This is a genomic window from Mesonia sp. K7 (genome assembly GCF_003233725.1).
In the GTDB taxonomy this organism is placed as follows: Bacteria; Bacteroidota; Bacteroidia; order Flavobacteriales; family Flavobacteriaceae; genus Mesonia.
In genome coordinates, this window is sequence record NZ_QKQV01000015.1 from 1 (window position 1) to 21675 (window position 21675).

Sequence of the window (21675 nt, forward strand, 5' to 3'; positions counted from 1 at the left end):
GGACACCAGACCATACCTTTTCAAAACTCTTTCCCGTTTTGCGAGTGCAAATGTATAACTCTTTTTTAATTCGGCAAGACTTATTTAAAAATAATTTTACAAAAAATTAAATTTAAGATTTATCGGTTTAAATTTCAGATATTTACAAAAACAAAAAAATCTATCTATGTCTTGGCATTTTATCGTAATGGCTGTTTTATATATGCTTGCTGGAATCTATCATTTTATAAACCCTAAGTTTTACACCCGTATCATGCCCAGATTCCTTCCTTATCATAAAACATTGGTTTTATTATCAGGAATAGCTGAAATTGTTTTAGGCATTGGTTTGTTTTTTACAGCAACTCAGAAACTTGCCCTTTACGGAATAATATTTATGCTATTTATTTTCTTTATAGTACATGTAAACATGTTGACTTCTAAAAAAGCTGGCTTAGGGATACCAAAATGGGTCTTAACATTAAGACTTCTATTACAGTTTGTGCTAATCTATTGGGCGTATAGTTACCTCTAAAATGATTTCATTTGAAATTAAAATTTCAAGAAATAATAAAGTAATTATATTTGCGAAAACTTTTTGATGGATAAATCTGCTTTAATTACAAACGACGCTATTGTTTTTGGAATTCTAATGCTTTTATTGGCATTGGTTTTCTTCACCTCATCTCAAAAATCTGGGTTTTGGTATAAATTCTACAAAATCATACCTGCTTTATTGATGTGCTATTTACTTCCTGCTATTCTAAGCACTTTGGGAGTTTTTAATGCGGAAGAATCACAATTATACTTTGTAGCAAGTAGGTATTTGCTTCCTGCATCGTTAGTTTTGATGACACTTAGCATCGACTTAAAAGCAGTTTACAACCTTGGGCCAAAAGCCCTAATAATGTTTTTTACAGGAACCGTAGGAATTATTATTGGTGGACCTTTAGCCATATTATTGATTTCTGTTTTTTCTCCTGAAACAGTTGGTGGTGCTGGTCCAGATGCAATATGGAGAGGTCTTGCTACACTCGCTGGAAGTTGGATTGGTGGCGGAGCTAATCAAGCAGCGATGCTGGAAATTTTTAAATACAACCCTGAAAAATACGGCGGAATGGTATTCGTTGATATCGTAGTTGCTAATATTTGGATGGCCATTATTTTAATGGGTATTGACAAAACCAATAAAATAGACAAATGGCTTAAAGCAGATTCTTCTGCCATATCAGAATTAAAACAAAAAGTAATCAACTTTACAGAAAGTATTACCAAAAACCCAACTTTATCCGATTACATGGTGATGCTAGGACTGGCTTTTGGTGCCGTAGGGATTGCTCATTTTAGTGCCGATGAAATCTCTCTATTTTTACAAAATAACTTTGAGATTTTTAACGACAAGAGCTCTGCTTTTTCATCTTTCACCTCTACTTTCTTCTGGATGATTACCATTGCAACCTTTATCGGAATTATCCTTTCGTTTACAAAAGCCAGAAATTATGAAGGTGCTGGCGCAAGTAAAATAGGTAGTATATTTATCTATATTTTGGTCGCTACTATTGGTATGAAAATGGACTTATTAATGATTTTTGACAATCCTGGTTTAATTGCAATTGGTTTGGTCTGGATGAGCATTCATGCAATTTTATTAATAGTGGTTGCCAAACTCATCAAAGCTCCTTACTTTTTCTTAGCAGTTGGCAGCCAAGCGAACGTTGGTGGAGCCGCTTCTGCACCAGTTGTTGCAGCAGCTTTTCACCCGTCATTGGCGACGGTTGGCGTGCTATTAGCCGTTTTGGGTTATGTGGTCGGAACTTGGGCCGCTTATCTTTGTGCCGTTTTAATGGAAATGGCTTCTTAAAAATTCAATTTAAAATGAAAAAAATACTTGTCGCAATAGCGATTTTCTCGGTGGTTGCTTGTCAACATAAAGAAGTAAATCTTACCGTTTCCGGAAATATCAAAGGTTTGAAAAAAGGAAAACTTTTCCTTCAAAAAGTGGTCGATACAGCTTTGGTAGACATAGACTCTATTGATGTTTATGGCGATGAAAACTATACGTTAGAAGCCTATATCAAAGAGCCCGAACTCATGTTTTTATACCTCGACAAAATAGATGGTCAGCGCAATGACGATGTGATTAGCTTTTTCGCTGAAAGCGGAATGATGACCATCAACTCTAAAGTTGATAATTTTACACAAAACGCTAAAATCACAGGGTCAAAAAATCAAGAGCTTTTAGAAGAATACACTAAAATGATGAGACGCTTTAACGATGCAAATCTCGATTTGTTTAAGGAAAATTTCGATGCTCAGAAATCTGGTAGTGAAGATAGTATTTTAGCGGTTGAAAAAAAGTACGAAAACAACCTTCGTCGCAAGTATTTATATTCGGTAAATTTTGCGATCCAGCACAAAGACAAAGAAGTTGCCCCTTTTATTATTCTTTCGGAAGTTTTTGATGCAAACATCAAATATTTAGATACCGTTTATAAATCTTTAGATAAGAACATTCAGAAATCTAAATACGGTAAAGAATTAAAAGATTTAATAAAAGAGCAGAAAAAGCTCCATAAATTAGACGAAAAAGTAAGTGAATAAAAAAAGCTCGGAAAATTTCCGAGCTTTTTTGTTTATAGGATAAAGTGATCTTACTTCACTTCTTCGAAATCGACGTCTTCGACATCATTTCCTTCTTTGCTATCTCCTGAAGATTGACCTGCATCTTGCCCATTTGCTCCTGCTTGTTGTGCATCGGCTTGAGCTTTATACATTTCTTCAGAAACTGTTTTCCAAGTTTCGTTTAGCTTTTCCAAAGCTGGTTCAATCTTTTCTATTTCCTTGGTTTCGTATGCTTTTTTCAATTCTTCTAAAGCATCTTCTACTGGTTTTTTCTTATCGTCAGAAAGCTTATCTCCAAACTCTTTTAGTTGCTTTTCGGTTTGGAAAATCATCGCATCAGCTTCATTAAGCTTATCAACTTTTTCTTTTGCTTTTTTATCTGCGTCTGCATTTGCTTCCGCTTCAGCTTTCATTTTGTTGATTTCTTCTTCGGTTAAACCGGAAGAAGCTTCAATTCTGATATCCTGGGATTTTCCTGTTGCTTTGTCTGTAGCGCTTACTTTAATGATTCCGTTGGCATCGATATCAAAAGTCACTTCAATTTGCGGCGTTCCTCTTTGTGCTGGCGGAATACCATCTAAGTGGAATCTACCAATCGTTTTGTTATCTGCCGCCATCGGACGTTCTCCTTGCAACACGTGTATTTCTACCGAAGGCTGATTGTCTGCCGCTGTCGAGAAAATCTGTGATTTCTTGGTAGGAATTGTTGTATTTGCTTCAATCAGTTTGGTATTTACACCACCCATGGTTTCAATTCCTAACGAAAGTGGTGTTACATCCAACAACAATACATCTTTAACATCACCGGTTAAAACACCCCCTTGAATTGCAGCTCCAAGCGAAACTACCTCATCTGGATTTACACCTTTACTCGGTTTTTTATTGAAGAATTTCTCTACCGCTTCTTGCACTGCAGGAATACGTGTAGAACCTCCTACTAAAATCACCTCGTCGATATCACTTTTACTCAATCCGGCAGCTTTTAGTGCTTTTTCACAAGGAGCAATCGTTCTTTTTACCAAATCAGCTATCAATTGCTCAAATTTTGCTCTTGATAAAGAACGCACCAAGTGTTTTGGCCCTGTTGCCGTCGCTGTGATATACGGCAAGTTAATTTCTGTATTGGTAGAAGATGACAACTCGATTTTTGCTTTTTCAGCAGCTTCTTTTAGACGTTGTAAAGCTAAAGGATCTTTTCTTAAATCGATATCCTCTTCTCCTTTAAACTCTTCTGCTAACCAATCGATGATTTTCTCATCGACATCGTCACCACCCAAATGCGTATCACCATCGGTAGCTAAAACTTCAAACACACCATCTCCTAATTCTAAGATAGAAACGTCGTGTGTACCACCACCAAAGTCAAACACGACAATCTTTTGGTCTTGACTTTTCTTATCCAAACCATAAGCCAAAGCTGCTGCAGTTGGCTCGTTGATAATTCTTCTTACCTTCAAACCAGCAATTTCACCAGCTTCTTTGGTTGCTTGACGCTGAGAATCGTTAAAATATGCAGGAACGGTAATCACCGCCTCTGTCACATCTTGACCTAAATAATCTTCTGCTGTTTTCTTCATTTTCTGAAGAATCATTGCCGAAATTTCTTGTGGTGTATATAAACGTCCATCGATATCTACTCTTGGCGTGTCGTTGTCTCCTTTTACCACTTTGTAAGCAACTCTACCTGCTTCTCTTTCAGATTCAGAGAATTTGTTCCCCATAAATCTTTTGATAGACGAAATCGTCTTTTGCGGATTGGTTACTGCTTGTCTTTTTGCAGGATCACCAACTTTCATTTCGCCACCTTCTACAAATGCTACTACAGAAGGCGTTGTGCGTTTTCCTTCGGCGTTTGGAATTACTACAGGCTCGTTTCCTTCCATCACAGAAACACAAGAGTTGGTTGTTCCTAAATCTATACCTATAATCTTACTCATAATTTATATTTTGTTTTTATTTTTTTATTTTCGATTAGAAATAGTCAATGATTGTGCCAGTAGAATGAATATGACAGGTTGTCAGAATTATTTACGAAAAATAAATTATGTCTTGTAGAGATATCCCGATTTTTCTTAGATATTTGTGTAAAATTGCTTCTGTATGGATAATAAAGAAATGATTAGTGTTTTTGATATGCTCAAAATTGGAGTTGGGCCTTCCAGTTCGCATACTTTAGGACCTTGGAAAGCTGCTTTACGATGGATTGACGAGCTCAAAGGTACTAGTCGTTTTGAGACGATTGTTGGTTTAAAAGTAGACCTTTACGGTTCGCTTTCCCTTACAGGAAAAGGTCACGCCACCGATATTGCTTCAGTATTAGGCCTGTGCGGTTTTGACCCTGTTACGTTTGATGTTTCGATTATCGACAGTACAATAGATTACATTAAAAACGAAAATAAACTTCACCTCAATCAAGAAAAGGAGGTCAAGTTTGATTTTCAAGAAGATATTACCTTCCATAAAAAGTTTTTACCTTTTCATCCGAATGGAATTAAATTTAAAGCACTGTTAAATGACGGAAAAACCACCTCTTCTACTTTCTATTCTATTGGTGGTGGTTTTGTGGTAAAAGAAGAAAGAAAAAATGCCAAAAAGAAAAACAAAGCTTTTCAATCGTTTCCTTACAGCATAGAAAAAGCAACTGATTTGGTAGAATTTTGTTTGGAAAACGATAAATCGATTCCCGAAATAGTCCTGGAAAATGAACGAACACTTCGCACCGATGAAGAAATCGATAACGGACTCAAAGCTATTTGGCAAGTTATGTTAGAATCGGCTTACGAAGGTTGTCACACTGATGGTATTTTACCTGGTGGGCTGAAAGTACAACGCCGCGCCAAAGGAATGCATGATAACTTAATGGCAAATAGCCAACAAGCTTATAATAACCCTGAAGAATGGATTGACGCCATCAGGAATACGGAAGTAAAATTTAGACAGATTTTAAAGTGGGTAAGTTGTTTTGGTATAAGTGTAAACGAAGTGAATGCCGCTTTAGGAAGAGTAGTTACCGCTCCAACTAACGGAAGCGCAGGAACAGTTCCTGCGGTGATGTTGTATTATATGACCATCGAAAATCACAATGCGGGTTTTAAAGAGCTTAAAGAGTTTATGCTTGTTGCCGGAATTATAGGAAGTCTCTTTAAAAAAGGGGCTACGATTTCTGCTGCGATGGGAGGTTGCCAAGCAGAAATAGGAGTTTCTTCTGCTATGGCTGCCGGCGGATTAGCCCATTTGTTAGGCGGTTCTGTAGAGCAAATTTTAGTTGCTAGCGAAATCGCCATGGAACACCATTTAGGTTTAACCTGTGACCCTATTGCTGGTTTGGTGCAGGTACCTTGTATCGAAAGAAATGCGATGGGAGCTATCAAGGCCATCAATGCTGCAGAAATAGCTTTAGAAACTGACGTTACTAAAGTTAAAGTCCCTTTGGATAAAGTTATTGAAACCATGTGGGAAACTGCTAAAGACATGAACACCAAGTACAAAGAAACTTCTGAAGGCGGCTTAGCTGTTCAAGTGAATATGAGTGATTGCTAAATTAGTCAAATCTTTAATACCTCTTTGCCTCCTCCCAAAAAATATCCATTTCTGTGAGGGTCATTTCACTTAGTGGCTTATTGATTTCTTGTGATTTTTGCTCTAAATACTGAAAACGTTTGATGAACTTTTTGTTGGTTTTCTCTAAAGCATTTTCTGGATTGACTTTTAAGAATCGAGCGTAGTTGATCATGCTGAACAATACATCGCCAAACTCATTTTCGATATTTTCTTGATGACCGTTTTTTATTTCGGCATCTAATTCTAAAAGCTCTTCTTTTACTTTTTCAAAAACTTGGTGTGGCTCTTCCCAATCAAAACCAACGCCAGCCACTTTATCTTGTATCCTATTGGCTTTTACCATTGCCGGTAGTGATCTCGGCACACCCTGCAATACACTTTTCTTCCCTTCTTTGAGTTTTAACTTTTCCCAATTTTGTTTCACTTCTTCTTCATCAGCCACAACCACATCGCCATAAATGTGCGGATGCCTATCTATGAGTTTGTCACAAATACTATTGGCAACATCTGCTACATCAAAATTTTGGGTTTCGCTTCCTATTTTGGCATAAAACACAATGTGCAACAACAAATCTCCCAATTCTTTTTTCACTTCTTCTAAGTCATTATCAAGAATGGCATCTCCCAGTTCGTAGGTTTCTTCTATGGTAAGATGACGTAAACTTTGTAAGGTTTGCTTTCTGTCCCACGGGCATTTTTCCCGCAATTCATCCATAATGGTAAGTAAGCGATCAAAAGCTTGTAATTGTTGCTGGCGAGTATTCATAAATTTATGATTTTGACACCACAAAGGTAATGGCTTTGTATAAAAAAATCCGAAACTCTAGTCTCGGATTTTTGTTTTATTTCGCTTTAAGTGGAATTATTTACCTAACATATCTTCTTTGAGGTCATCGTCGGCTGGTTTTGGACAAAACCAAATTCCGAAAAGTGCTTTTTTAAACTCCATCCCTTCGATCACACCTTCTTCTTTACCATTTTTATAAGCAACGGTCCCTCTACCTGGTTGATAAGTGATATCAAATACGTCTCCCTTTTTTATTTCTTCTTCAAAAAACGCCAGGAACTTGTTGAGTTCATTTCGAATTGGTTCAATATTGCCCTTGGTAGATTTCTCTAATCCTTCCAATACGGCATCTGTCATCTTTTCGCTGGTCACCATACCTGATACAATTTGTAAACGAACTGCCATGGCCTGATCGCTGTTTATCACTTCATCTGCGTTTGAAGTTTTTGTGGTTAAATACAAGCCTGCAGCGTATAAGTCTATCCAAAACTTTTCGCGCATTCCTGCTCCGTTCAAATCCATTTTGTGCTTTCCGAAAGTTAATGAATTTGGTAAAGTAACGTCACCTACTTTAGTCTGCCCGTAGGAAAAAGGTATCATTCCTATCAAGGCAATCATCATTGCTAATTTTTTCATAATCTTCATAATTTGATGTTCTAAGATATTAATTTTTTTGTTTCAATCGATATAAGGTTGCATTTAATTCAAACCCCAACAGTAAAATATTTGCATTTAACCAAATATATAACAAGAATATTAAAAGTGCCCCTATCGATCCGTAAAGCTCGTTGTACTGACTGAAATTTTCGATGTAAATCGAAAATAAAAACGAAGTCAATAAAATCAATAATGTCGTAAATATTGCTCCTACAGAAAAATATCTCGATTCTTTCCCTTCTTTTGTTCCAAAATAGTATAAAACACAAACCGAATTGAATATCATCATAATAAAAACGACATATCTTCCTATGTTCACCCATGTTATAGTATCAGAAAATATGCCAATATTTTTTAGGTCTTCTATGATATAGGTAAAATAGAAAATGAGGATAACCGAAACGAAGAGCATTGCCGTAATAATGAGTGACACACCAAGTGCTACTAAATATTGCCGTATGATAGATCTGTTGATGTATGTGTGGTAAGAAAACTCAAAGCCTGTGAAAATTGCATTTACTCCATTTGCCATCAAAAACATCGATAAGAAAAACACAAAAGAAAGTAAGCCCGCTCTTGGTGTAGCAACGATATCTCTAAAAATCCCTCCAATATATGAGGTCTGTGGTGGCAAAAAAGATTCAATAAAAAGCATGACTTTTAACTGAAAGTCATCGATAAACCAAACGAATGGAATCAGGTTAAGCATAAATAACAAAAACGGAAAAATCGCTACAAAAAAACTATAGGCAATCGAACTCGCTCTTGTAGAAAATGTGCCTTCGACAATTCCTACGGCATATAATTTGATCAAATCGAAAAAAGACAAACCTTCTAAACCTGGTAGCTTCCAGCTTTGTGCTTTTTGTCTTAATTTGACTAAAAAGCGTTTAAAAGAAGTTTTATTTTTTCTGGTTTTAGCCATTAATCAACCGCTTTTAGGCTTAAATCTAAATTGGAAACCGAATGTGTTAAAGCACCACTCGAGATATAATCTACCCCGCATTCTGCATAACTCCTTGCTCTTTCTAAAGTGATTCCTCCACTCGATTCGGTTTGACATTGGTTACCAATAAGCTTTACTGCTTCCCGTGTTTGTTCAGGTGTAAAATTATCGATTAGGATTCTGTGAATGCCATCACTTTGCAGTATTTCCCTAATTTCATCAAGATTTCTAGCTTCTACAATTATTTTTAAATCTAAATTGTTTTCCTTCAAATAATTTTGAGTTTTTTCAATCGCTTTAGTAATTCCACCGGCAAAATCGATATGGTTATCTTTGAGCATCACCATATCATAGAGCGCAAAACGATGGTTTTCGCCTCCTCCTATTTTTACTGCCCATTTTTCTAGAGCTCTAATTCCAGGAGTGGTTTTACGAGTATCCAGCACTTTGGTTTTGGTACCTTCCAACAATTTAGCAAATTCGTTAGCCTTGGTAGCAATTGCACTCATACGTTGCATGGCATTGAGTACCAACCGCTCTGCTTTTAAAATCGATTGGCTACTTCCCGAAACATAAAAAACGATATCGCCATACTTTACGGTATCACCTTCGTTGAGCAAGGTTTCTACCTGTAAATTTTTATCCACGTAAGTGAAGACTTTTTGGGCAAATTCTATCCCAGCGATGATGCCCGCTTCTTTTACGAGTAGTTTTGCTTTTCCCTTCGCTTCCGCTGGAATGCAAGCCAACGAACTGTGATCCCCATCGCCCACATCTTCACGAATGGCATTTTGTATGATTATTTTTATTTCTTTATCGAATTGTTCTTGAGTAATCATTATTTTCGTATATATTTCTTACACTAAAGTATAATTTTTATAGAAATATCAGTCAATTTATTTACAATTCATGCAAATCAAACTCCTTGCTGTCGGTAAAACAGACCATAAAGCCTTAAAAAGCCTGATTGAAGATTACGTAAAACGTCTTTCGCACTATTGTCGTTTTGAGTTTGAAATTTTACCTGACCTCAAAAACACCAAAAATCTCGATCAAAACACCCAAAAAATAAAAGAAGGCGAATTGATTTTAAGCAAAATCAACACGTCTTCTACCCTGATTCTATTAGACGAAAAAGGAAAAAGTTTTACTTCCGTGAAATTTTCTCAATTTATCCAAAAACAACTCAACACGGGGATGAAAGAGCTCGTTTTTGTCATTGGCGGACCTTACGGTTTTTCAGAAGTAGTTTACCAACGTGCCAAGCAAAAAATCGCTTTAAGCGAAATGACCTTTTCGCACCAGATGATTCGCCTCTTTTTTGTCGAACAATTATACCGCGCTTTTACCATTTTAAAAAACGAACCTTATCACCATGAATAAAATCAAACTGGTCTTTGCAACCCATAATCTTAATAAACTTAAAGAAATCAAATCATTGCTTCCTGCAAATTTTGAAGTGATGTCACTCGAAGATATCAATTGTCACGAAGATATCGCCGAAACCGAAAATACCATAGAAGGAAATGCCTTACTCAAAGCCAACTACATCAAAGAAAATTATGGTTATGACTGTTTTGCCGATGATTCTGGGTTAGAAATTGACGCGCTTAACGGTGAACCAGGCGTTTATTCTGCTCGGTATGCCGGTGAACCAAAAAACGACCAAGCCAATATCGATAAGGTTTTGCAAAAATTAGCCAACGAAAGAAACACCCGAGCCAATTTTAAAACCGTGATTGCCTATGTGACCAATAAAGAGCAACAACTCTTTACGGGAATTTGTGAAGGGAATATCATCAAAAACCAAAAAGGGGAAAACGGTTTTGGCTACGACCCTATTTTTGTGCCAGAAGGAGAAAACAAAACCTTTGCGGAAATGACACTGGAAGAAAAAAACCAATTTAGTCATCGGAAAAAAGCTTTTGCTAAATTTCTTAACCACTTTAAAAAATAACTTTTTGAGGTAAAAATAATAAGTGATTAATTATCACGCTATCAACAAACTATTACGTACCTTTGCCGACTTATTTTAAAGATATATGAATAATTTTGAGCAGTTAGGTTTAAGTCCTAAATTATTAAACGCTATTTTAGATTTAGGATTTGAAAATCCGAGTGAGGTACAGCAACAAGCCATCCCCATTTTGTTAGAAAACGAAACCGATTTGGTGGCACTTGCCCAAACCGGAACTGGAAAAACCGCTGCCTTTGGTTTTCCGATTATCCAGAAGATAGATACCGAAAGTAAACAAACCCAAGCCCTTATTTTATCGCCTACGCGCGAACTTTGCTTGCAAATCACCAACGAACTGCAACTTTACGGAAAGTATGAGAAATCGTTGAATGTAGTGGCGGTTTACGGTGGCGCAAGCATTACCGAACAAGAAAGACAAATCAAACGAGGTGCGCAAATTATTGTCGCTACTCCAGGAAGAATGAAAGATATGTTGGGTCGTAAAATGATAAACATTAGCGAAATCAAGTATTGTGTGCTCGATGAAGCCGACGAAATGTTGAATATGGGTTTTTACGAAGATATTACCGATATTCTTTCACATTCCAACAAAAACAAAAAAACATGGCTCTTTTCTGCAACAATGCCCAAAGAAGTGGCGTCTATTGCTAAAGAGTTTATGAAAAAACCTATCGAAATTACGGTAGGCTCAAAAAATGAAGGTTCTAAAAATGTTGTTCACGAATATTATACGGTCAATGGCCGAGATCGCTACAACGCTTTAAAACGTTTGGCAGATGCGCATCCCGATATTTTTTCGGTGATTTTTTGTCGCACCAAAAGAGACACCCAAAAAGTGGCCGAAAAACTCATCGAAGACGGTTATAACGCAAGTGCTTTGCATGGTGATTTAAGCCAAAACCAACGTGATTTGGTGATGAAAAGTTTTAGAACACGCCAAATACAAATGTTGGTAGCTACCGATGTCGCTGCCCGCGGAATTGATGTCGATGATATTACCCACGTGATCAATTACCAGTTGCCTGACGAAGTAGAAACCTACACACACCGAAGCGGAAGAACGGGAAGAGCTGGAAAACACGGGATTTCGATGGTCATCATTACCAAAAGTGAACAGCGAAAAATAAAACAGATCGAAAAAATCATCAATAAATCTTTTACACAAAAAGAAATTCCGAGTGGTGAAGAGATCTGTCAGGTACAATTATTGCATTTAGCAAAAAGCATCAAAAACACTGAAGTCAATCATGATATCGATCAATACCTTCCGCAGATTGAAAATATGTTGGAGGATTTCGATAAAGAGGAATTGATTAAAAAATTGTTTAGTGTAGAATTTACAAGGTTTCACAACTATTATAAAGGAGCCAACAAAATTGAAAGTTCTTCGCATTCTGGCGATTATAGTGATGATAGCGGAAGCACAAGATTCTTTATCAATGTAGGTTCTAAAGACGGCTTTAGCTGGATGAGCTTAAAAGATTTGCTTAAGGCAGAACTGGATTTAGGTCGTGATGCTGTAAATAAAGTAGATGTCAAAGCAAGTTTTTCGTTTTTTAATGTCGATGAAAGCCAAACCGATAAAGTTTTAAAAGTATTTGAAGATTACGAATACCAAGGAAGACAGGTAAATGTAGAGGTAACCAAAGGTAAAACTGGCGGTGGCTCGAGAAAAAGAAGAGACAGAAAAAAAGGCGGAAGAAAATCCAACGAAAGTTTTAAAACCAAGTCTAACGCAAAGAGAAGAGACTCTAACAAAGGAAAAAGTAGCAGAAAGGCGAATATCAAGAGTTCGATTAACCGCCGTAAAAAGAAAAAATAATATCTTTAAACCCTTGAGCATTGCCCCAAATGAAGAAATTTTTAGTCAGCTTTTTTATTTTTTTCATCGGATTTGCAGCTTTTTCGCAAGAAGAAGAGCTGCAAACCATCAAGGGTTTTGTCTTGAATGCAGCTAATGATTTGCCCTTGAAAGATGTGCATATCGTCAACCTCAACACCGTTAAAGGAACGGTTTCTGGAGAAAAAGGGAATTTTGAATTGCAAGCGAGAATCAATGATACCTTATATTTTTCTTACCTGGGGTTTAAATCGATACAAGTACGGGTAACCAATGACTGGACCAAGTATGGTGATGTGAAGGTTAAAATGACCGAAATCGGAATTGCGCTCGAAGAAGTAGTGGTCACTCCGCTAAAGCTTACGGGCTACCTTGAAATTGACGCCAAAAACATTCCGATTTACGACAACTCGCGTTACAGCATTTCTGGGTTGGATATTGGCGTAGAAGCAGGTGACAGAAAACCCGGAGCTTTCTCCAGAACGATGTCTGCTATTTTTAATCCGGTTGATTTGTTGTACAATACTTTTGGAAAAAAACCTCGGCAGATGAAAAAACTGCGCCAGATGAAAGAGGATGATGAAATTAGAAATCTGCTTCAGCAAAAGTATAACCGAGAAACTCTAGTGGCTGTTTTACAAGTTGATAAAGTAGATTTGGATGAGATTTTATCGAAATGCAACTACTCCAAACAGTTTATACAAACCGCCAACGATTTACAGATTTTGGATGCGTTGAGTAGCTGTTATGAAGAATATCGGGTACTGAATAGGGATTGAGTTTAAATTGTTATAAATATAAAAACGTTTTCCTTTTACAGAATTTGTAATTTTCTATATTGTTTTTAAATAAACTTCTTCAAAAATTGGATCTTCTACTACTCTGTCCATCATGACATTTATCTCTTTAATCGTCTTTAATTTATTTTTTATTACTCCTAAAGACTTTCCTTTTGTGCTAATAATGTTTACCAGAAAACCCACTACAGGTCCTGCTACAACCGTCAATAAACTTTTCTCTCCTTTTACATCAGCAATGTAATACTCTAGTTCCGTTTTAGTAATACTAGGATACTCTAATATTTTCTTTTGAATAAAATCTGAATTTCTCTCTTCAGCTAGAACTGCCAACATTTTCAAATTTCTTCCGTGTATTTTTAAGAATTCATCTACATTATGAAGAGATTCGATATTCTCAATCATGTTTGTAATTAAAAATAACGACTTACGCAATATTATAGTTTTTGTATTTTTCATAAAATAAATGTTTAAGAAAATAAAAAGGCTCAAAATCCTAATAAGAAATTTCAAGCCTTTTCTCAATCAATAAATTATGTAAATTTTAATTTTCACAAAGTGTCAAGGTAAAATTCCCGTTTATAGAACTACCTTGTTGCCCTTCAGCAATCACTCGTCCGCTTACTGTTGTATCTGTACTCGAAAGAATTTCTAGTTTACCGCAAGTAGCCAATTCTACTTCTGTTGTAGTCCCTACTACACTATTAAAATTAAGGGTCTGACTACCGCTTACATCCGAAAAGTTTACAGTTTGCGGGTCAAGGTTTGGTAATCTAAACAATATCTTTTTGTTTCCTTCTTCAAACTCAGGGAAAAAACAACTACCTCCTGTTTGCTCAAAAATAAAGATTTGGCAATAGTACTCTTCAAATTGATAGGTGTAAGCACCTCCTTGAACTGTAAAGTCTTCACCCCTAAAATTTCCCTCAGCAGTTTGATCTGCAATAGTTCCACAATTTGACTGTTGACCTCCATCATCATCGGAAGTATCATCAGAACTACAAGCTGAGACTAAAAAACATACAAGCGTAATAAGGTAAAAAGTTTTAAGTGTTTCATTTTATTTATGTTAAAAGTTAATTTTGGGCAATATAGGTAAAATCATAAAAACAAGAAGTTCATTTTAAATGATTAATCTTTCTCCAAAAACCGCTTAATAATCTTATCACTACTTTTTATTGAGTTTCTTGCCCATTGGTAACGTGTTTTGAGTAATTCTTTTTCAGAAAGTTTCCAATCTATCGTTGATTTTTTCAGTTTTGTGGTCACCGATTGCAGTATAATCGCTGCACAGACAGAAATGTTTAAACTTTCGGTAAAACCTACCATGGGTATTTTTAAAAATTCGTCGGCTTCGTCAAAAACTTCTTCCGAAAGTCCCTCACTCTCTTTTCCAAAGAAAAAAGCAGCAGGTTTTGTCACATCAAAATCCTCGATAAACTGTGCGTTCTCATGAGGTGTTGTTGCCACAATACGATAGCCTTTTTGCTTTAAGGTTTTGATGCTGTCCTTTACAGTATGGTAACGATTGATTGTCACCCATTTCTGCGAACCCATCGCAATTTCACGGTCTATTTTACGCAAGTTTCTTTCTTCGATGATATGAACATTTTGTATCCCAAATACATCACAACTTCTAATAACTGCACTTGTATTATGCAATTGGTAAACATCTTCGGTAGCAACCGTAAAATGATTGGTGCGTTCTGCCAAAACTTTTTTGAATAATGTTCTTCGTCTATCGGTCAAGTACGACTCTAAATAATTTAGTAGTTCTAAATTTACCATAAACCAAAAATAATAATTAAGTTTATTTTCTAAACAGAATTTATAGTAAACCCAAATTTGTGCATAGAAAAAAATTTATTAAAAATAGCTTATTAGGAACTCTTGGTTTGGGGTTAATTTCTAGTGTTTACTCATGGCAAATAGAACCATTCTGGTTAGAGTTTGTTAAGCTTAAAATGCCTGTCAAAAATCTTCCAGATCATTTAGTAGGTAAAACCTTAATGCAGATTAGTGATATTCACATAGGAAACAGGTTTGATTATCAATACATCATAGATTCATTTAAAAGAGCCCAACAGCTCAATCCAGATTTTGTGGTTTATACGGGTGATTATATAAGTTATGAAGATAAAGCACAACTTAGCCAATTATCAGAAGTTTTAAAATATGCTGTACGCGGTAAATTAGGAACACTAGGCATTTTAGGCAATCACGATTACGGGCACAATTGGTCTCAACAAGAAGTAGCAAATAAAATAACAGAACTATTAGAAGAAGCTGGAATAACTGTTTTGAATAACAAGCAAGAACAAATAAACGGATTAAACATTATAGGATTTGATGATTATTGGGGATTAAATTTTAAGCCTGAAAAAGTGATGAAAGATTATGATGAAACCAAAGCCAATATTGTTCTATGTCACAATCCTGATGTTTGTGATATAGATGTTTGGAAAAATCATAAAGGTTGGATTTTGTCTGGACATACCCATGGCGGACAGTTTAAATCTCCTTTTTTACCTCCACCAATTGTCCCTGTGAAAAATAAAAAATACACTTCAGGAATTATTAATTTAGAGGATGGAAGAACGCTTTATATCAATCGTGCTTTAGGTCACTTGTGGCAAGTAAGGTTTAACGTGAGGCCTGAAATCACTATTTTCGAATTACAAAAACAAGATTTCGTTTAATTTATGAAAAACATTGTGGTATTAACCGGAGCAGGAATTAGTGCTGAAAGCGGACTCAAAACTTTTCGTGACGAAAACGGACTTTGGGAAGGTCACGATATTTACGAAGTGGCTTCGCCTCAAGGTTTTGAGCAAAACCCAACTTTGGTACTCGATTTCTATAACCAACGCAGACGACAACTACTCGAAGTAAAACCCAATGCAGCACATTTGGCACTTCAACAACTGGAAGAAAAATACAACGTACATACTATCACGCAAAACGTAGATGATTTACACGAACGTGCGGGCAGCAAAAATGTAATTCATCTGCATGGTGAGCTACTAAAAGCAAGAAGTACTGCAAATGAAAACTCGGTTATAGATTGGAAAGAAGATATTATGCTTGGTGATTTATGTGCAAATCAGCATCAATTAAGACCACATATCGTTTGGTTTGGTGAAGCAGTTCCGATGCTACCCATCGCTGCAGAAATTGTTGAAAAAGCCGATATTTTATTGATTATAGGCACTTCGATGCAAGTTTACCCCGCGGCTGGGTTGGTCGATTTCGCTTCACGCCAATGCCAAATCTATTTTATCGACCCAAAACCTGCCATGCAAAGTAATCATCAGGTAAAAGTGATTGCCGAAAAAGCAACAATTGGCGTTCCTGCTTTAGTTGAAGAATTATTGAGTCATGAATAAACAAGAACACATCGAAGCTTTACTTCGCATCAACACCAACAAAACCAATCGACACCTATTCGCCCAAAAACTTTATGAAAATGAATCTTTAATCAAGAAAACTTTAGAAATTGCGAAAGCAGGCAATGCCCAACTTGCACCAAAAGCTGCTAGAGCTATTGAAATACTGGCTTTAAAAGAACTGATTGTTATTTTTCCTCATCTCGATGAGGTAATTGAAATTGCAAAAGACGCCAAATTTGATGGTGTCATTAGACCATTGGCAAAAATCTTTGAAGTGGTGATGATCGCTCATCACAAGCACACACTTGAGTTTCCATTAAATGAAATTCAAAAAGAAAAAATGACCAACATTTGTTTTGATTGGATGATTACTGACCAAAAAATAGCTCCTCAAGCTCACGCCATGCAAACTTTATATCTCCTCGGAAAAGAATTTGCTTGGATTCATCCAGAACTAAAAGAAATCCTAGAGCGTAATTTTTTCCACGGAAGTGCTGGTTATAAAGCACGCGCCAAAAAGATTATAAATAAAATATCTTAAGGTTTTTTTGAAAAAGTGATAAGCCGTATCTTTGCCGTTTAATTTTGAAAACAAAATTTATGACTGCTTTACAGGCAATTTCCCCTATAGACGGAAGGTATCACAGCAAAACCAAAAAATTGGCAAATTATTTTAGCGAAGAAGCTTTAATAAAATATCGCGTAAAAGTTGAAATCGAGTATTTTATCGCATTGATTAAACATGATTTACCGCAACTTAAAAATATAGATTCCAATATTTTCAATCAGTTACGAGCCATATACCAAGACTTCTCGACAGATGATGCTTTGGCAGTAAAAGAAACCGAAAAAGTAACCAATCACGACGTTAAGGCGGTTGAATATTTTATCAAGGAAAAGTTTGATGCTCTAGGTTTAGATGAGTCGAAAGAGTTTATCCATTTTGGATTGACCTCACAAGACATCAACAACACGGCAGTTCCGTTAAGTTTAAAAGAAGCCCTAGAGGAAGTTTACTACCCAGAAATTCAAAACTTAATTGATAAGTTAAAAGAACTTGCCGAAAACTGGAAAGATATTCCGATGTTGGCAAGAACTCACGGTCAGCCCGCTTCTCCTACTCGACTAGGTAAAGAAATTGAGGTTTTCGTAGTTCGTATCGAAGAACAGTTACAAATTTTAAAAAATACACCCGCTGCCGCTAAATTTGGTGGTGCGACAGGTAATTTTAATGCGCACAAAGTGGCTTACCCTGACAGAGACTGGAAGGCATTTGGTACCACTTTCGTGGAAAAGGATTTGGGTTTAAAACATTCTTTCCCAACCACACAAATCGAACATTACGATTATATGGCTGCTTGTTTTGATGCTCTAAAACGCATCAATACCATCTTAATAGACCTTAACCGTGATTTTTGGAGTTATATTTCTATCGATTATTTCAAACAGAAAATCAAAGAAGGAGAAATAGGTTCATCAGCAATGCCACATAAAGTCAACCCGATAGATTTTGAAAACTCAGAAGGAAATCTGGGTATTGCCAATGCTATTTTTGAACATCTTTCTGCCAAATTGCCCATAAGCCGTTTACAACGAGACTTGACCGACAGTACGGTTTTGAGGAATATTGGAGTTCCCATCGGCCATACTATAATTGGTCTAACTTCTACCTTAAAAGGCTTAAACAAATTATTGCTTAACGAAAGTAAATTACACCAAGACCTCGAAGATAATTGGGCAGTAGTTGCCGAAGCGATCCAAACGATCTTAAGAAGAGAAGGCTACCCAAAGCCTTATGAAGCTCTAAAAGGTCTCACACGTACCAACGAAAAAATAACCGCTGTAAGTATCGCAGATTTTATTGAAACTTTAGACGTCAATGAAGACATCAAAAAAGAATTGAAAGTAATTACCCCGCAAAACTATACGGGGATCTAGAAAACAAAAAGGAGGCTGGAAAATTCAACCTCCTTTTTTATTTAAACAATTCGAAAAAAATTACTGTTTTATAAGCTTAACTGTTTTGTAGTTTCCTTCTACTTTTATTTGTGCCAAATAAACACTACTCGAAAGTTGAGCTAAATCTACTACCATTTCAGAAGACTGATTTCCTGGGAAACTCATAATTCTTTTTCCCTGTAAATTAAAGAAGGTGAGTTGCTCGATAGTATTTTCACTGGTTTTTACATAAAACCGATTGTTATTGGTATAATAAACTAAGTTTGAAAATACTTGGCTATCTGTAATTAAACTTTGAGTAGTAAATTCCCAAACTGGAGCTGTATTGCCTAAAGTTGTTTGTGAACTTTTTGGAATTACTTGCCAGTAATAAGTCGTATTGGCATTTACTTGAACCGTAAAAGTTGTTGCAGTAATATCTGCCTGAACCAGATTTAATTGTGAAAGAGATGCTCCCATCATCAAATCAAACATTTCATCATCTATACAATAATTTGAGCCTGATTCCCAAGACAAATCAACTTCCAGATTTGAACCATTTGCATTTACAATCACATTGTTTTCTTGATCTGTTGGAATTGGGTTAATAGCCGATAATAATTCTGGTACATCTATGATCAAGTTGACCGGAACAATATTTTCGCAACCTGCGTAGGTATCTTTCAGTTTTACATAAATGGTTTGCGTGTAAGCCACCACATTGGTATACATGGTGGGTAAAGCATTAACTTCTGCTTGTGCATCTGCCATTGTTTCAAAGTAATATACATCTATCATCGGATAATTAGCAGTGATTTGTGCTGTAGGAATGCTTAAGTCAAATTGGTAAAAACCATCGCCATCATCATCACAAACTTCTACCTCAATAGGAGTAGCAATATTAAACATTGGATGTATTCCAAAATTTAAGGCTACCAAATCATAGCAATTTGCGATAGGACTTATTCCTAGAGCTATATAGTTGTAATCTAATCGCGCATAAGCTAAACTTGGTGCGCTTGCAGGTGTATAACTAGTTGGGTTTGCGATCAGAAAGTTAGGGTCTTCATTTTCTGCACCACTTTGATCTGTATAATATGTTATGCTATAGTCTCCTTGGTTTGCTATAGGTATATTAGCCAGTATTTCTATCTCCTTAGCCGTTAGATCGTATACCGCTGGTGAACTTGTCGAACATGTAAAAACCGTTGTAGGGCATGCGGCCACTGGGCAGTTTTTAAATGCTTCTGTGTTTAAATTCACATTTAAACTTCCATTTATAGAGTTACACTGTTTAGAAAATTCGGCTTCTGCCTCTATAAAAATAGTACCATAGGCATTGGGAATATCTCCTTGACTGAGCGTTACGCAAAAACTTCCTGGTGAGGTAACAACTACATTATTTGTACTGTAGGTAACATTGTTAGTAGAAGTAAAATTAAGTGCAATATTTTGTAAGGTAGCTCCAGTAGGGACAGTATAAGTTCCACAAACAGTTAATGGATAAGTAGGATTTACTACAGACGCTATTGTAGAGCAATTCAATCCAGTACCAATAGGACTAAGTAATGAACAATTTTCATAAGAACTACCTGCTTGTGTCACTGCATCTAAATTTACGTCCCCAAAAACTGTATTTGTACAACTACTTGAGTTATCTTCTCCTACATATAGATTATCCATATACAAAGTACCATAATGTCCAGCCAAACCACAATCGGTAACCATTACTTCAACAGTAAGACCCTTACCCTGGTATGCTTCTGTATTAAATTTTGCACATGACCACTCACTAAAACTGGTCTGACAGACATTTGGTAAAATACATTCACTGATTATCATTTTATCATTATCGTCAAAAACTTTAACCAAAATTGAAGGTTGTTCACTTAACATGTGGTTTGTATTAAGACTACCAATAAAAGCAAAATCAAAAGAAAAAACTTCCCCAGCAATAAACTCTTTTACTAATGTGGTTTTACCTATATTTCCTTGATAGTCATTTAAACGTATTGCGTTTTCACTATATGCATACGGTGTTGTTCTCGACATATATATATTATAGTTAGCTAATTCAGCTATATCTCCTTGACCTGTTAGGGAAACATTTACCGTAGTATCGTCATTTGTACCCAAAACACTCGTGTATAAATTTGTAGCAGTAGTATAATCAAAATTCTCATCACAAGACGCAACAGTCTGGAATCCATAATTTTCAGAATGAAATGTATAATCAAAATCAGCAGTTTGATTACCATTTGCTTCTATTTCTGGGTTTTTAATACACCCACAGGTGGTTTCCAACATATTTACGGGTATCAATTCGCTCTCACAACCATTTACCGTTTGAGAAACATAATAAGTATCGTTATCACTTAAAGTTACTGCGCTTGGATCTGAAATCACTTGTGTTCCAGCCGCATCACTATACCAAGTAATATTTTCTCCTACAACGTGTACTTCATTTAAATTATCTCCTTGCTTATTGAAACCTGCAGCTTGCCAGGTAGCTTGAGAGCAAAATTTTTCTATTGCCTCAACTTCAGGAGAATCTGTCTGATGTTTTACTTTTAATGGTATTAAGCTACAGTTATTACCAAAAGTAACATAAAAAGTATCATGAAAAGAAATTGATGTATTTGCTGTTACTGGGATTGTGCCTGCCTGATCACTATAAAATGAAATTTGGCCATTGGAATAATTTAAAAAAGTAATATCCGCTAAGGTTTGTTGGCTAACGTCACAAGACTCATAAAAAACACCTTCTGTGTAAATATAAATATAGGAAGTTATCACTTGTGAACATCCAGGTAAATTATAATTCGCTTGGTAATTATATTGTTCAAAAGAATCTTCACCCATAAAATAGACTTCTGTGACCGCTCCGCCATTATAAGATGTTGTCATATTTGCGTCGAGCCATAAATTGTTTGGTGTAGACCAAACTACGGAAACATTATTATTGTTTCCATCTTTAACGGTCAGTTGCGTTGCTACACTTTGATCTGAAATCAAATATGGTTCATCATAACATATACTGCTGTTTACCGATACTGGTAATGGTAAACACTGAGCATATGAATGGAAAATAAATAAGAAGCTACAAAAAAGAAAGACGTAGTTTTTCATCATATAAGTTTTTTAGTTTAAATAAGGTTATTCATTACTAAAACAACTACAC

21 protein-coding genes are annotated in these 21675 nt (G+C 36.0%); 12 read left to right on the forward strand and 9 right to left on the reverse strand.

Translation table 11 applies throughout. The features are described from left to right. Nucleotides 1-166: 166 nt before the first annotated feature. The 3 genes from DNG35_RS10395 to DNG35_RS10405 all read left to right on the forward strand — a co-directional run bounded on the left by DNG35_RS10395 (nt 167) and on the right by DNG35_RS10405 (nt 2580). Nucleotides 167-514 (forward strand): MauE/DoxX family redox-associated membrane protein, encoded by a 348-nt coding sequence (locus tag DNG35_RS10395; protein WP_111128871.1) that lies wholly within the window; start codon nt 167-169, stop codon nt 512-514. 66 nt (nt 515-580) lie between these two features. After that, entirely contained in the window at nt 581-1840 is a 1260-nt protein-coding gene (locus tag DNG35_RS10400; protein WP_111128873.1) for a DUF819 domain-containing protein, read from the forward strand. Nucleotides 1841-1854: 14 nt separating this feature from the next. After that, the gene (locus DNG35_RS10405; protein WP_111128875.1) at nt 1855-2580 is read left to right on the forward strand and encodes a DUF4369 domain-containing protein; all 726 of its coding nucleotides are present in this window, start codon (nt 1855-1857) and stop codon (nt 2578-2580) included. A gap of 50 nt (nt 2581-2630) precedes the next feature. On the opposite strand, the gene dnaK is transcribed toward DNG35_RS10405, so the two are convergent. Beyond that, nucleotides 2631-4538: a molecular chaperone DnaK gene (dnaK, locus tag DNG35_RS10410; RefSeq protein ID WP_111128877.1), complete on the reverse strand. Its 1908-nt coding sequence runs from the start codon at nt 4536-4538 to the stop codon at nt 2631-2633. A 163-nt stretch (nt 4539-4701) separates the two neighbouring features. On the opposite strand from dnaK, the gene DNG35_RS10415 reads away from it, so the two are divergent. Then, complete coding sequence (locus DNG35_RS10415; protein ID WP_111128879.1) at nt 4702-6141, forward strand: L-serine ammonia-lyase; 1440 nt, start codon at nt 4702-4704, stop codon at nt 6139-6141. Nucleotides 6142-6154: 13 nt separating this feature from the next. Here DNG35_RS10415 and mazG read toward each other — a convergent pair whose 3' ends face one another. The 4 genes from mazG to nadC all read right to left on the reverse strand — a co-directional run bounded on the left by mazG (nt 6155) and on the right by nadC (nt 9391). After that, nucleotides 6155-6928 carry a nucleoside triphosphate pyrophosphohydrolase gene (gene mazG / locus DNG35_RS10420; RefSeq protein ID WP_111128882.1) on the reverse strand — a complete coding sequence of 258 codons (774 nt, stop codon included), beginning with the start codon at nt 6926-6928 and terminating at the stop codon, nt 6155-6157. A 96-nt stretch (nt 6929-7024) separates the two neighbouring features. Beyond that, a complete protein-coding gene (locus tag DNG35_RS10425) occupies nt 7025-7585 on the reverse strand; it encodes a chalcone isomerase family protein (protein WP_111128885.1) in 561 nt (186 codons plus the stop codon). A gap of 28 nt (nt 7586-7613) precedes the next feature. Then, nucleotides 7614-8531, reverse strand: coding sequence for a YihY/virulence factor BrkB family protein (locus tag DNG35_RS10430; RefSeq protein WP_111128887.1), 918 nt, complete (start codon nt 8529-8531; stop codon nt 7614-7616). Beyond that, on the reverse strand, nt 8531-9391 hold the full coding sequence (gene nadC, locus DNG35_RS10435; protein WP_111128889.1) for a carboxylating nicotinate-nucleotide diphosphorylase: 861 nt from the start codon (nt 9389-9391) through the stop codon (nt 8531-8533). The genes DNG35_RS10430 and nadC overlap by 1 nt, the downstream gene beginning before the upstream one ends. 70 nt (nt 9392-9461) lie before the next feature. On the opposite strand from nadC, the gene rlmH reads away from it, so the two are divergent. The 4 genes from rlmH (at nt 9462) to DNG35_RS10455 (ending at nt 13149) form a co-directional block, all read left to right on the forward strand. Beyond that, nucleotides 9462-9935, forward strand: coding sequence for a 23S rRNA (pseudouridine(1915)-N(3))-methyltransferase RlmH (rlmH, locus tag DNG35_RS10440; RefSeq protein ID WP_111128891.1), 474 nt, complete (start codon nt 9462-9464; stop codon nt 9933-9935). Nucleotide 9936: 1 nt separating this feature from the next. After that, on the forward strand, nt 9937-10509 hold the full coding sequence (locus tag DNG35_RS10445) for a non-canonical purine NTP diphosphatase (RefSeq protein WP_111128971.1): 573 nt from the start codon (nt 9937-9939) through the stop codon (nt 10507-10509). An 85-nt stretch (nt 10510-10594) separates the two neighbouring features. Then, entirely contained in the window at nt 10595-12352 is a 1758-nt protein-coding gene (locus DNG35_RS10450; protein WP_111128893.1) for a DEAD/DEAH box helicase, read from the forward strand. Between the two features lie 29 nt (nt 12353-12381). Next, nucleotides 12382-13149, forward strand: a complete 768-nt coding sequence (locus DNG35_RS10455) for a carboxypeptidase-like regulatory domain-containing protein (protein ID WP_111128895.1) — start codon at nt 12382-12384, stop codon at nt 13147-13149. Nucleotides 13150-13203: 54 nt separating this feature from the next. Here the strand turns inward: DNG35_RS10455 and DNG35_RS10460 are convergent, their stop codons facing one another. The 3 genes from DNG35_RS10460 to DNG35_RS10470 all read right to left on the reverse strand — a co-directional run bounded on the left by DNG35_RS10460 (nt 13204) and on the right by DNG35_RS10470 (nt 14955). Then, complete coding sequence (locus tag DNG35_RS10460) at nt 13204-13626, reverse strand: hypothetical protein (RefSeq protein WP_111128897.1); 423 nt, start codon at nt 13624-13626, stop codon at nt 13204-13206. Between the two features lie 85 nt (nt 13627-13711). Continuing rightward, nucleotides 13712-13948: a hypothetical protein gene (locus DNG35_RS10465; RefSeq protein WP_111128899.1), complete on the reverse strand. Its 237-nt coding sequence runs from the start codon at nt 13946-13948 to the stop codon at nt 13712-13714. 350 nt (nt 13949-14298) lie between these two features. Beyond that, nucleotides 14299-14955, reverse strand: coding sequence for an RNA methyltransferase (locus DNG35_RS10470; RefSeq protein WP_111128901.1), 657 nt, complete (start codon nt 14953-14955; stop codon nt 14299-14301). Nucleotides 14956-15014: 59 nt separating this feature from the next. On the opposite strand from DNG35_RS10470, the gene DNG35_RS10475 reads away from it, so the two are divergent. The 4 genes from DNG35_RS10475 to purB are packed head-to-tail and all read left to right on the forward strand — an operon-like array spanning nt 15015 to nt 18494. Further along, nucleotides 15015-15866, forward strand: coding sequence for a metallophosphoesterase (locus tag DNG35_RS10475; protein WP_111128903.1), 852 nt, complete (start codon nt 15015-15017; stop codon nt 15864-15866). A gap of 3 nt (nt 15867-15869) precedes the next feature. Further along, on the forward strand, nt 15870-16553 hold the full coding sequence (locus DNG35_RS10480; protein ID WP_111128905.1) for an NAD-dependent deacylase: 684 nt from the start codon (nt 15870-15872) through the stop codon (nt 16551-16553). Next, a complete protein-coding gene (locus DNG35_RS10485; RefSeq protein WP_111128907.1) occupies nt 16546-17097 on the forward strand; it encodes an adenylosuccinate lyase in 552 nt (183 codons plus the stop codon). The genes DNG35_RS10480 and DNG35_RS10485 overlap by 8 nt, the downstream gene beginning before the upstream one ends. Nucleotides 17098-17156: 59 nt before the next feature. Continuing rightward, nucleotides 17157-18494, forward strand: coding sequence for an adenylosuccinate lyase (gene purB, locus DNG35_RS10490; protein WP_111128909.1), 1338 nt, complete (start codon nt 17157-17159; stop codon nt 18492-18494). Nucleotides 18495-18554: 60 nt separating this feature from the next. On the opposite strand, the gene DNG35_RS10495 is transcribed toward purB, so the two are convergent. After that, complete coding sequence (locus tag DNG35_RS10495; protein WP_158524893.1) at nt 18555-21623, reverse strand: T9SS type A sorting domain-containing protein; 3069 nt, start codon at nt 21621-21623, stop codon at nt 18555-18557. Nucleotides 21624-21675 lie beyond the last annotated feature (52 nt).